This is a genomic window from Variovorax sp. WDL1 (assembly GCF_001541225.1).
Classification (GTDB): domain Bacteria; phylum Pseudomonadota; class Gammaproteobacteria; order Burkholderiales; family Burkholderiaceae_C; genus Variovorax.
Window position 1 is genome coordinate 35049 of record NZ_LMTS01000238.1, and the last position, 12138, is coordinate 47186.

General features: G+C 67.0%; 11 protein-coding genes. 8 read left to right on the forward strand and 3 right to left on the reverse strand.

Translation table 11 applies throughout. The annotated features are described in order from the left end of the window. Together APY03_RS44735 and APY03_RS29165 are read right to left on the reverse strand one after the other, a co-directional pair. Positions 1-606 (reverse strand): cytochrome c oxidase subunit II (locus APY03_RS44735; RefSeq protein ID WP_443082852.1); only part of this gene is annotated, 606 nt, incomplete at its 3' end. Further along, entirely contained in the window at positions 603-1001 is a 399-nt protein-coding gene (locus tag APY03_RS29165) for a c-type cytochrome (protein ID WP_068682494.1), read from the reverse strand. The genes APY03_RS44735 and APY03_RS29165, both read right to left, overlap by 4 nt. A gap of 77 nt (positions 1002-1078) precedes the next feature. Here APY03_RS29165 and APY03_RS29170 point away from each other — a divergent pair, with 77 nt between their 5' ends. Further along, a complete protein-coding gene (locus APY03_RS29170) occupies positions 1079-1912 on the forward strand; it encodes a c-type cytochrome (RefSeq protein WP_068682496.1) in 834 nt (277 codons plus the stop codon). 28 nt (positions 1913-1940) lie between these two features. Here APY03_RS29170 and APY03_RS29175 read toward each other — a convergent pair whose 3' ends face one another. Then, entirely contained in the window at positions 1941-2348 is a 408-nt protein-coding gene (locus tag APY03_RS29175) for a GreA/GreB family elongation factor (protein WP_068682497.1), read from the reverse strand. Positions 2349-3039: 691 nt separating this feature from the next. Between APY03_RS29175 and nirB the strand changes: the two genes are divergently transcribed. The 7 genes from nirB (at position 3040) to APY03_RS29210 (ending at position 12106) form a co-directional block, all read left to right on the forward strand. After that, a complete protein-coding gene (nirB, locus tag APY03_RS29180; protein WP_068682499.1) occupies positions 3040-5559 on the forward strand; it encodes a nitrite reductase large subunit NirB in 2520 nt (839 codons plus the stop codon). A gap of 19 nt (positions 5560-5578) precedes the next feature. Further along, positions 5579-5920 carry a nitrite reductase small subunit NirD gene (nirD, locus tag APY03_RS29185; protein WP_068682502.1) on the forward strand — a complete coding sequence of 114 codons (342 nt, stop codon included), beginning with the start codon at positions 5579-5581 and terminating at the stop codon, positions 5918-5920. 42 nt (positions 5921-5962) lie between these two features. Continuing rightward, positions 5963-6775, forward strand: a complete 813-nt coding sequence (locus APY03_RS29190; RefSeq protein ID WP_068682504.1) for a formate/nitrite transporter family protein — start codon at positions 5963-5965, stop codon at positions 6773-6775. A 21-nt stretch (positions 6776-6796) separates the two neighbouring features. Further along, positions 6797-8521, forward strand: coding sequence for a bifunctional protein-serine/threonine kinase/phosphatase (locus APY03_RS29195; RefSeq protein WP_068682715.1), 1725 nt, complete (start codon positions 6797-6799; stop codon positions 8519-8521). Between the two features lie 238 nt (positions 8522-8759). After that, positions 8760-9812, forward strand: a complete 1053-nt coding sequence (locus APY03_RS29200) for a TRAP transporter substrate-binding protein (protein ID WP_068682505.1) — start codon at positions 8760-8762, stop codon at positions 9810-9812. A gap of 37 nt (positions 9813-9849) precedes the next feature. After that, positions 9850-10965 (forward strand): LLM class flavin-dependent oxidoreductase, encoded by a 1116-nt coding sequence (locus APY03_RS29205; RefSeq protein ID WP_068682507.1) that lies wholly within the window; start codon positions 9850-9852, stop codon positions 10963-10965. Positions 10966-11071: 106 nt separating this feature from the next. After that, positions 11072-12106 (forward strand): TRAP transporter substrate-binding protein, encoded by a 1035-nt coding sequence (locus APY03_RS29210; protein ID WP_068682509.1) that lies wholly within the window; start codon positions 11072-11074, stop codon positions 12104-12106. The last annotated feature ends 32 nt before the right edge of the window (positions 12107-12138 follow it).

The following is a 12138-nucleotide window of genomic DNA, read 5'->3' on the forward strand; positions in this document are numbered from 1 at the left end:
ATCGAAGACCGCGGGCGGCTCGGCCACCACCTGCAGCGCCATGCGTGTATGTTGGTCGCCGCAATACTCTGCGCAGGCGCCGCGCCAGGTCCCGGGGCGATCGGCCTGCAGCTGCATGTGCTGCATGCGGCCCGGCACCATGTCCATCTTGCCGCCGAGCGCCGGCACCCAGAAGCTGTGGATCACGTCGGCGCTGGCGAGTGCGACATAGACCGGCCGGCCGACCGGAATGCGCAGCTCGTTCGCGCCCGCAATGTCCCGGCCCGTGCCCGGGTCGCGGTAGCGCAGCTCCCACCACCACATGTGCCCGGTGACGGCCACGATCAGCGCATCCCTCGGGGGCACCACCCGCCAAGGCGGCTTGTGCCATTCGCTGTAGACGAAGAGCGCGGCAAGCACGGCGCCCGGGAAGACCAGGCCGCCGCCGAGCACCCACCAGCGCGCATTCACCCGCCCGTGGCGGCGGCGCACCGCGAGCGCGAGCAACACCATCACGCCCACGAAGATCAGCGCTGCACCCACGACGAGCACGCCGGTTACGCCCAGCAGCGTCTCGGCCACGGGGCCGGCGACGTGCAGGGCGGACTGTGCGCGGTCGCTGCTCATTCGAGCGCCAGCAGATAGGCCGCCATGTCGCGTGCCTGATCGGCCGGGACGCCCATGGCCGGCATGAGGGTGTCGGGCACCAGCGCCTTCGGCCGGACGATCCAGTGCGCCAGCATGTCGGGCCGGTTCGGCACCTCCCCGGCGATGTAGCTGCGACGGCCGAAGCCCGCGAGGGCCGGCCCGACATTGCCACGGGCCGCGGGCACCTCGGGTATGGCGTGACAGCTGCCGCATTGGTATTGGGCCAGCAGCGCCTGCCCGCGCAGCACCTGCGCGCGTGGGGCATCTGCGTAGGGCAGCCGGCTTTCGCCGACGCAGCCGGTTGCGAGCGCCAGCGGGACCAGCGCCAGCAGCAGCGCGGTCCGTGGGCCGGGGCGGTCCAACAGGAGGGCCATGGCGGAATTGTGGCGGCGCGAATGCGCGCTGCGCCGACAGGGCGGCGCTGTTGCGCGTCGGACAATGCCGCCAGAACATGGGAACCTTCAAGACCGTTCTGCTGACCTCGGTGGTGCTCGGCCTCGCCGCCGCGGCCGGCGCGGCGGCCGTGGTGTACGGCGGCCTCTACAACGTGGCAGCGACTTCCCAGCACATCCAGCCGGTGCATACGGTGCTCGAGACGGCGATGCGCCAGTCAGTCCGGCTGCGTGCCCGCGCCATCGAGGTGCCGCGGCTCGACGACCCGCAGCTGGTGCTGCGCGGCGCGGCCTGCTTCCGCGACAAGTGCCAGCAGTGCCACGGCGGACCCGGAGTGGCGCAGGGCGACATCGGCAAGAGCATGCAGCCGCTGCCCGGCCCGCTCGTGGACGCACGCCATCACTGGAAGGCGCGTGAGCTCTACTGGGTAACGAAGCACGGTATCAAGATGAGCGGCATGCCCGCGTGGGAATACCGCCTGGCGGAGGAGGACCTGTGGGCAGTAGTTGCCTTCCTCGAGCGGCTGCCCGAGTTGACGGCGCGGGACTACGCCGAACAGACGGGGGGGCAGGCCACCTGCGGCCCGGGCGAAGCGGCGGTGGCCGGCGCGCTGGGCGACGCGCGGCGCGGCGCGCGGGCGCTGCACCAGTACGCTTGCAATGCCTGCCACACCATCCCCGGCATCACCGGGTCCCCGGTCCATGTCGGTCCGCCACTCGATGGCATCGCGCGCCGCACGATGATCGGCGGCCGCCTCGCCAACACCCCCGACAACATGGTGCGCTGGTTGCGCCGCACGCACGAGGTCGATCCGCGCACGGCAATGCCGGAGATGGGCCTGACCGAGCGGGATGCGCGCGACATCGCCGCCTACCTGTCCACGCTCGATTGAATTCGCCCGGGGGGCGCGTCGAGCGCGCTCAGGTCGTGTAGTCGCCGCTGGCTTCGGGCTGGAACAGGATCTCTTCTACCCGCGCGCTGCCCTCGGCGCCGCCGGGCAAGGTCCAGCTCGCCGTGGCGCCCAGGCGCAGGCCGATCAGGCTGATGCCCACGGGCGACAGCACCGAGACGAAGCCCGATGCAGGCTCCGCGTCCTGCGGATAGCACAGCGTGAGCTTGCGTCGCTCGCCCGAGCGGGTGTCCACGAGCGTCAGCTGCGAATACATGGTCACGATGTCGGGCGGAACCTCGCGCGAGCGGATCACGTCGGTGGCGTCGAGCAGGGCCTCCAGCACCGGATGGTGCGGGGACTTCTCGAGCAACTTGGACAGGCGGGCGTGATCGAGTTCGGTGAGCGTGCGCTCGCCGTGAAGAAGCGTGGTGGACATGAAGCACTCCAATCGAATGGCGGGCGCGCCGTACAAGGCAAAGGCGCTCGCGAATGCGCGGGGCGGGTGCCCGGCGATCGATGGTTGCGCTACTGAGGGGAGGAGGGGGATCGCCGGGCGGAGAAGGGTGCGGCCGGCAGGGCAGCTTCGTCGCCGGCCGCACGCGCTCGGCCCAGCCCTGCGCCAGTGGCGGGCATGGGTGCATCGAGGCAGCAGCAGGCGAGTAGCGGGAAGCGCATCCGGCGATTCTAGGCGAGGGGGATTCGCCTCAGGCCCGTGGGGGCGCCCCTGGCGAGCGCGCATGAGCATCGAACAGGCGACCGCACCGGCACGCACCAAGCCGGGAACTCGTGCGCCATTCACGCGCACGAGGCACGTTGCGCAGCGACGGTCGATCCACTTTGCGTGCGAAAAAGTGCTTCAGGCCCCTCCAGAGCGGCCCCCTTCGTTGGCACGGTTGTTGCGTGTTCTCCTTCACTGTTCCGTCGGCACCGTTGCCGCGGATATCGCAGTGCCTCCGCTAATGACGGCGGGAGCCGAGCGAATCGACAGCAATGACGCTGCCGGTCAATCTGTTCCAACCCGTTCTCGCATCTGCTCGATGCGGTGGCCTGCTTTCGATCGCCTGTGTCCACGGCGCATGTCGAATGCCTGCACTCCCACCCGAGCGGACGCGTGCAAGGAATCCCAAATGAAGATCGCGCTGATCGGCCACGGCATGGTGGGCCACAAATTTCTCGAACAACTCGACGAGCTCGGCCTGGCGGACGCACAGGTCACCGTGCTCTGCGAGGAGCCTCGCCCGGCCTATGACCGGGTGCACCTGTCCGAGTTCTTCTCAGGCAAGACGGCGGACGAGTTGTCGCTGGTCGAGCCCGGCTTCTTCGAGCGCACCGGCTTCACGCTGCGCCTGGCCGCCAGGGCGGTTGCCATCGAGCGCCGCAACAACACGGTGACCACGGCCGACGGCGAGGTGGTGGCCTACGACAAGCTGGTGCTGGCCACCGGCTCGGCGCCCTTCGTGCCCTCGGTGCCCGGGCGCGATCGGCCGCATTGCTTCGTCTATCGCACGATCGAGGATCTCGAGGCCATGAAAGCCAGCGGTGCCCGCTCGAAAAGCGGCGTGGTCGTGGGTGGCGGCCTGCTCGGCCTGGAATGTGCCAAGGCCCTGCGGGACATGGGCCTGGAGACGCACGTGGTGGAGTTCGCACCGCGCCTGATGGCGCTGCAGGTCGATGAAGGCGGCGGGCGCGCACTGCGCAACAGCATCGAGGCGCTGGGCCTGCATGTGCACACCGGCCGCAATACGGTGGAGATCGTCGATGGTGCGGCCGCGCGGCATCGGATGGTGTTTGCCGACGGCACCTACCTGGAGACCGACATGATCGTGTTCTCCGCCGGCATCCGGCCGCGCGACGAGCTGGCGCGCCAGTCGCTGCTGGCGATCGGTCCGCGCGGCGGGATCGCGATCGACAGCCACTGCCGCACCAGCGACCGCAACGTGTACGCCATCGGCGAATGCGCGTCGTGGAACGAGCAGACCTTCGGCCTGGTCGCGCCGGGCTACGAGATGGCCCGCGTCGCCGCGAAGCAGCTCGCCGGCCAGGACGACGCAGCCTTCACCGGTGCCGACATGAGCACCAAGCTCAAGTTGATGGGGGTCGACGTGGCCAGCATCGGCGACGCGCACGGCAAGACCCCGAAGTCGCGCGCCTGCCAGTACATCGACGAGCGCAAGCAGGTCTACAAGAAGATCGTGGTGAGCGAAGACGGCAAGCAGTTGCTGGGCGCGGTGCTGGTCGGCGACGCGTCCGAATACGGCACGCTGCTGCAGATGGCGCTCAACGGCATCGCGCTGCCGCCCGAGCCGGAGTTCCTGATCCTGCCGTCGAGCGACGGCAAGGCCAAGCCCGGACTGGGCGTGGACGCGCTGCCCGACAGCGCGCAGATCTGTTCCTGCAACAACGTGACCAAGGGCCAGATCTGCGCCGCGGTTGGCGAGGGCGCCTGCACCGTCGCCGAGATGAAGGCCTGCACCAAGGCCGGCGCGACCTGCGGCGGATGCTCCACGCTGGTGGGCCAGGTGATGAAGGTCGAGATGGCCAGGCGCGGCATGGCGGTGAACAACCACCTCTGCGAGCACTTCCCCTATTCCCGGCAGGAGCTCTACCACCTGATCCGCGTCGGCGAGATCAAGCGCTTCGACGACCTGCTCGCCAGGCACGGCAAGGGCCTGGGCTGCGACATCTGCAAGCCGACCGCCGCGAGCATCTTCGCCTCCTGCTGGAACGAGTTCGTGCTGAAGAAGAGCCTGGCGAGCCTGCAGGACAGCAACGACTACTTCCTCGGCAACATCCAGAAGGACGGCAGCTACTCGGTCGTGCCGCGCATGCCCGGGGGCGAGGTCACCCCCGAAGGCCTGATCGCGGTGGGCCAGGTGGCGAAGAAGTACGGCCTCTACACCAAGATCACCGGGGGCCAGCGGGTGGACCTGTTCGGCGCCCGGGTCGAGCAATTGCCGCTGATCTGGGAAGAACTCATCGCCGCCGGCTTCGAATCGGGCCATGCGTATGGGAAGTCGCTGCGCACGGTGAAGAGCTGCGTCGGCTCGACCTGGTGCCGCTACGGCGTGGACGACAGCGTCGGACTCGCGGTCGAGCTGGAGAACCGCTACAAGGGCTTGCGCGCGCCGCACAAGATCAAGTTCGGCGTCTCCGGCTGCACTCGCGAGTGTGCCGAAGCCCAGGGCAAGGACGTCGGCATCATCGCCACCGACAAGGGCTGGAACCTCTACGTCTGCGGCAATGGCGGCATGAAGCCGCGCCATGCAGAACTGATCGCCGTGGACCTCGGCAAGGCCGAACTGATCCGGCTGATCGACCGCTTCCTGATGTTCTACGTGCGCACGGCCGATCGCCTGCAGCGCACCAGCACGTGGCGCGAGAACCTGGAGGGCGGGCTCGACTACCTGAAGAAGGTGCTGATCGACGACAGCCTGGGCCTCGCCGCCGAACTGGAAGCGCAGATGCAGCACGTGGTCGACACCTACCAGTGCGAATGGAAGACCGCGGTGAACGACCCGGCCACGCGCCAGCGCTTCCGCTCCTTCGTGAACAGCGAGAAGCCGGACGAGCACATCGTCTTCGTGAAGGAGCGCGGCCAGATCCGTCCGGCCCGTGCCGAAGAACGCACCGACGCCGCCACCGCCTGAAGCCCTTCGATGACCTCCCATGACCACCGACACCCTTCACTGGACCGCCGTCTGCGCGGCCACCGACATCCTGCCCGACACCGGCGTCTGCGCACTGGTCGACGGCGTTCATGTCGCGATCTTCCACGTCGCGAAGGCGCAGCAGTTCTTTGCCATCGACAACGTCGACCCGAAGGCGCAGGCCAGCGTGCTGTCGCGCGGCCTGGTCGGGAGCGTGGGCGATCGCGTCGTCGTCGCATCGCCGCTCTACAAGAACCACTTCGACCTGCGCAGCGGCGAGTGCCTCGAAGCGCCGGAGCACTCGGTGCGCGCGCACGCGGTGCGTGTCGAGGACGGCCGCGTGCACGTCGCGCTGGCCTGAGCCGGCATCCCCTTTCCGTTCTTCTCTTTTCTCAGGAATCCCATGGCCTACCTCGCACCCAACGAATTCGTCACCAAGATGGTCGACGCCGGCGAATCCAAGCTCCTGATGTCGACCCGCGACACGCTCATCCGCTCCTACATGGCCGGTGCCATCCTGGCGCTGGCCGCGGCCTTCGCGGTGACCGTGACCGTCAACACGGGCAATGCGCTGGTTGGCGCGATGCTGTTTCCGGTCGGCTTCATCATGCTGTACCTGATGGGATTCGACCTGCTGACCGGCGTGTTCACGCTCGTCCCGCTCGCCGTGTTCGACAAGCGGCCCGGCGCCACCTGGAGCGGCGTGATGCGCAACTGGAGCCTGGTGTTCGTCGGAAACTTCGCGGGTGCCCTCACGGTGGCGTTGTTCATGGCCATCATCTTCACTTTCGGCTTCAGCGAAGCGCCCAATGCAGTGGGCCAGCGGCTCGGCACCATCGGCGAGGGGCGCACCGTCGGCTACTCGGCGCATGGCGCCGCAGGCATGCTGACGCTGTTCATTCGCGGTGTGATGTGCAACTGGATGGTGTCCACCGGTGTCGTCGCGGCGATGATGTCCACCACCGTTTCCGGCAAGGCCATCGGCATGTGGATGCCGATCATGGTGTTCTTCTACATGGGCTTCGAGCATTCGATCGTCAACATGTTCCTGTTCCCCACCGGCCTGATGCTGGGCGGCAACTTCACGCTGATGGACTACCTGATCTGGAACGAGCTTCCGACCGTGATCGGCAATCTCGTGGGCGGATTGACCTTCGTCGGCGCCACCCTCTACTCGACGCACTACAAGACAGCAGCAAAGCGCGTGCTGAGCTGATCGGCCGGCGTGGGCCACACCATGCGCGTGACGCTCGGCCAGCATTCGCTGGCCCGGCCCGGGTCGGTCAACCAGGATTTCCACGGCGCAATGCTGCCCACGGGAGCGCTGCAGTTCTCGAAAGGCATCGCGGTGGCGATCGCCGACGGCATCGGCTCCAGCCGGGTCAGCCAGGTGGCCAGCGCAGCGGCCGTCCGCGGTTTCCTGGAGGACTACTACGCCACCTCGGAGGCCTGGTCGGTGCGCCGCGCGGCCCAGCGGGTGCTGGACGCCACCAACTCCTGGCTCCACGCGCAGACCATGCGCAGCGACGCCCGCTTCGACAAGGACAGCGGCTATGTCTGCACCTTCAGTGGGCTGATCCTCAAGGGACGCGAACTGCACCTGCTGCATGTGGGTGATGCGCGCGTGTATCGGTTGCATCCGCAGGCGCTGGAGCAACTCACGGAAGACCACCGCGTCAACCTTTCGTCGGCCGAGTCGTACCTGGGACGCGCGCTCGGCGCCGGGCCACATGTGGAGATCGACTACCGCTGCTGGGAGGCCGAGGCCGGCGAGATCTACATGCTGGCGACCGACGGCGCCTGCGTCCACCTCGATGCGGACCAGGTGCACGATGCGCTCGGCCGATGCGGCGACGACTTCGACGAGGCTGCGCGACTGCTCGCGTCGGCGGCGCGCGCGAGGGGGAGCGACGACGACTGCACGGTCCAGCTCCTGCGCATCGACGAGCTTCCGCCGGCCGATGCATCTCGGCTGCTGCTGCAGCGCGAAAGCTTCGCCATCCCGCAGCCGCTCGCGCCGCGCGCCCGCTTCGAAGGCTTTGTCGTGGTGCGCGAACTGCACATCAGCGCGCGCAGCCACGTGTACCTGGCGCTCGACGAGGCCACCGGCCGGCAGGTGGTGCTGAAGCTTCCTTCGGTCGACCTGCGCGAGGACACGGAATACCTCGACTGCTTCGTGCTCGAGGAATGGGTGGCGCGGCGCATCAACAGTCCACATGTGCTCAAGGCCAGCCCGATCGACCGCACGCGCACGCACCTGTACGTGGCGATGGAATACGTCGACGGCCAGACGCTGGCGCAGTGGATGGTCGACCACCCGCATCCCACGCTGGACCAGGTGCGCAACATCGTCGAACAGCTGGCCAAGGGGCTCCAGGCGCTCCATGGCCGGGAGATGCTCCACCAGGACATGCGCCCGGAGAACGTCATGATCGACCGCACCGGCACGGTCAGGATCATCGACCTCGCGTCGACCCACGTCGCGGGGCTGGCGGACAGCGCCGCAAAGCGCCGTGCGCACGCGATCGCCGGGACCTTGCAATACACGGCGCCCGAATACTTCATCGGCGACGGTGGCAGCACTCGATCGGACCTGTTCTCGCTGGCGGTGATGGCCTACCAGATGCTCACCGGGCACTTGCCTTACGGATTGCAGGTGACGCGGGCGCGGTCGCCGCGGGACGTGGCCCGGCTTCGCTATGCACCGCTGCGCCAGTATCGGCCGGAGTTGCCGGACTGGCTCGATGCAGTCCTGCAGAAGGCGCTGCATCCGCAGCCAGCAAAGAGACAGGAAGCAGTCTCCTCGTTCGCGCACGACCTCAAGGCGCCGGGCCCAGAATTCCTTCGGCAGCGGACCCCGCCCATCATCGAGCGGCATCCGGTGCGCTTCTTTCAGTGGACGACAGTGCTGCTGGGTATCGCTGTCGTCGTGCTGCTGGGACTGAGAATCCTGGGGCGCTGAAAAAGGGCAGGGAGGCGGCGGGCGCCAGCAGCCAAGCAAGGCACGGCTCCTCGAGAGAGGCGCCGGCGATCGCTTATTCGCGGGCATGCTGGATTGACAAATCCGGAAGTCCTATTAATAATTCTTTCCACCTTCTCATGTTTCCGTCGAGGAGGCGGCTCACATTCACCTCGTCCGGCGAGCCAAGAAGTCCTATAAAAAGTCCTATTGACCTATTGTTAAGTCAGGAGACAACCGCATGCGCATCGTATCGTCCCTTCTTGGCCTCGCCCTGGCCGCAGCCATGGCTGCCACCCCGATCATGGCGACGGCGCAGGCTGCCGCGCAGCCAATCGTCCTGAAATACTCGTCCTACCATCCCCAGACCATCTGGTTCACCAGCAAGGGCATCAACCCCTGGATCGCCGAAGTCGAGAAGGCAACCCAGGGCCGTGTGAAGATCGAGACCTTGCCCAAGACGGTCGGCACACCCGCGAGCGCCTTCGAAGTGGCCCGCGACGGTCTGGCGGACATGTCGATCGTGATCACCGGCTACACACCCGGGCGCTTTCCCTTGGCCGAAATGGGCGAGTTGCCCTTTGCCGGTGATGACGCATCGACCATGTCCCCCGCGTTCGACCGCATCTACCGCAAGCACTTCGCCAAAGCGGATGAGTTCAAGGGCGTCGAGGTCCTGAGCATTTTCACGATCTCGCCCGGCCACATCTTCACCACCAAGCGGCAGGTCAAGACCATCGACGACCTCAAGGGCCTGAAGCTGCGCAGCCCGGGCGCGACGTCGACCCGATCCCTCACGCTGATGGGCGCCGTGCCGATCCTGAAATCGTTCACCGAGGCGCACGAGATGCTGTCCACCGGCGCGATCGACGGCAGCCTCATGCTGAAGGAAACCGTGAAGTCGGGCAACGCGGTCGACCTGCTCAAGTACGGCACGCTCGTGCCGGGCGGCGTGTTCAACGCAGTGCTGGCCGTGGTGGTCAATGCCGACAAGTGGAAGGCGATCCCGGAAGCCGATCGCAAGGCGATCATGTCGGTCTCGGGCGAGGCCATGGCACACCACATGGGCCGCGCCTACGTCGAGGCCGACAAGGAAGCCGTCGGCATCATGACCCAGGCCAAGTACGTCGTCGAGACGGCCAGCCCTGCGCTGCTGGCGGACATGAAGAAGGCCCTGGCGCCCCAAGAGGCCGAGTGGGTCGATCGCGCCAAGAAGAAGGGCATCGCCGACCCGATGGCCGTGCTCACGGAGTTCCGCCAGGAGTCCGTGAAACCCAGGGTAGCGGCGCGCTGAACGGCATTCTCTTCATTCGCAACGGAGACTTGCTTCCATGGACCTCGGCTTTTTCACGATGCCCCTTCATCCGCTCGCGCGGAACTACCCGGACACCCTGGACGAGGATCGCCAGGCGATCATCCTGGCGGACCAGCTGGGGTTCAAGGAAGCATTCGTCGGCGAGCATGTGACCGATCTGTCGGAGCCCATCAGCTCGTCGCTGATGTTCCTGGCTTCGCTGGCGTCCGATACCCGGCAGATCCGCCTGGGCAGCGGCACGGTCAACTTGCCGAACAACCATCCGGTGGCGGTGGCCGCGCAGGTCGCCATGCTGGACAACCTCCTTCGGGGCCGCTTCCTCCTGGGCATCGGGCCGGGCGGACTCAAGTCGGATTCCGAGGCCTTCGGCAATCTCGACGAGGACCGCACGGCGATGTTCGTCGAGTCCATCGACCACATCCTGGCCATGTGGCAGGACGAGGCGCCAATCGTGCGTGAAGGCAAGTACTGGACCATCCGGATGGATCGCACCTATGTGCGCGAACTCGGCCAGGGGATGATGCTGCGGCCCTACCAGAACCGCATCCCCGAGATCTTCGCGACCGTGGTGGCACCGTACTCCAAGGGCATCGTCGCCGCGGCCGAACGTGGGTGGCTGCCGATCACCGGCGACATGCTGCAGCCGGTGTGGAAGGCGACGCACTGGCCGCTCTACGAGAAGGGCTGCCAGAACGTGGGCCGCGTGGCCGACCGGCAGGATTGGCGCGTCGCGGTGAACATCTTCGTCAACGACGATGCCGCCACGGCAAGGCGTTACGGCGGCAGCGCGGACGGGCCCTACGGGCAGCGATGGGAGAGCCTGCGCACGCGCTTCGTTTTCAACGGCCGGATGGATCTGTTCAAGCCCGACCTGAAGATGCCCGACTCGGCAATCGATGCGCAGTACCTGGCCGATACGCTGACGATCAGCGGGACACCGGAGGCGGTTGCCGAGAAGCTGCTCGCCCACCACGACGCCCTGGGCGGTTTCGGCACGGTGCTCTATGTCGGTGCCGACTGGATGGATCCGAAGCTGGCGCGCCGCTCGATGGAGCTGATGGCCACACGCGTCATGCCCATGGTCAACGCTGCGCTTTCGGACCGGGAGCCGCGCACCGGCACCCACGGCTGATGTCGGCCTGGGTTTGACAGGATTCTTGCCGGATGTGCCGCTCGGCGCATCCCCGCGCCACGAACCCCGATGAAGCAAATCCCTCGAGAGGGAAAGGAGACGACCCATGAAGCCCATGGTCCTTGCAGCCGCACTCTGGCTGGCGGCAGCGTTTCCAGCCACGGCCGAGACCCTCATCCGGTACTCGAACTGGTTGCCCGCCAAGCACCAGATGCACGCGGAAGTCTTCGTGCCCTGGATGGCCGAGGTGGAAAGGATCACGCAAGGCCGCGTCAAGTTCGAGATCCTTCCGAAGCTGGTGGGCACCGTGCCGACGCAGTTCGATGTGGTCCGTGACGGCCTGGCCGACATGGCGCTGTTCGTCCCCGGTTTCTCTCCCGGCCGCTTCGAGCTGATCGAGGTCACGGAACTGCCGCTCCTGGCAGACGAGCCCACGGTCATCTCACCGGCGGCGAGTGCGCTCTATACGAAGCATCTTGCGAAGTACAACGAGTTCAAGGGGGTGCACATGGTGAGCCTCTTCTCGACGGCCGCCGGACACATCTACACGGCCCGGAAGCCGATGCGCTCGATCGGGGACCTCAAGGGCCTGAAGCTGCGCACCTCGCTGGCGAGCAACGGCCCGGCCATCATCGCGCTGGGAGCGGTGCCGATCCAGAAGGGAACCAACGAGATCTACGAGCTGGTGAGCAACGGCGTGGTCGACGGCACCCTGTGGACCAAGGAGGGTCCTGCCGGCTTCAACATGGTCAATGGCACGTTGAACCACATGCTCGTGGTCCCCGGCGGCCTCTACAACTCCATCCTGGCGCTGGCGATCAACGAAGAGAAGTGGAAAACCATCGCCCAGCACGACCGCGACGCGATCATGAAGATCTCGGGCGAGGTGATGGCCAAGGCCATCGGCGAGTCCTACAGCCGCGCAGACGAGCGAGGCCTCCAGATGATGAAGGCCGCGGGAGCGACCGTCGTCACCGCCGACGGCGACTTCCTGTCAGCCATCCGCCAGGCGCTCTCGCCAGCCGAGGCGACCTGGCTCGCGAAGGCCAGGAAGAAGGGCATGGCCAACCCGGAAGCCGTGCTCGCCGACTTCAAGGCCGACATTGCCGCGCGCCAGCGGGCGTTCGAACGCAGCCGGTAGCGCCCCCCCCCCCGCGCCTCATCGACACATCA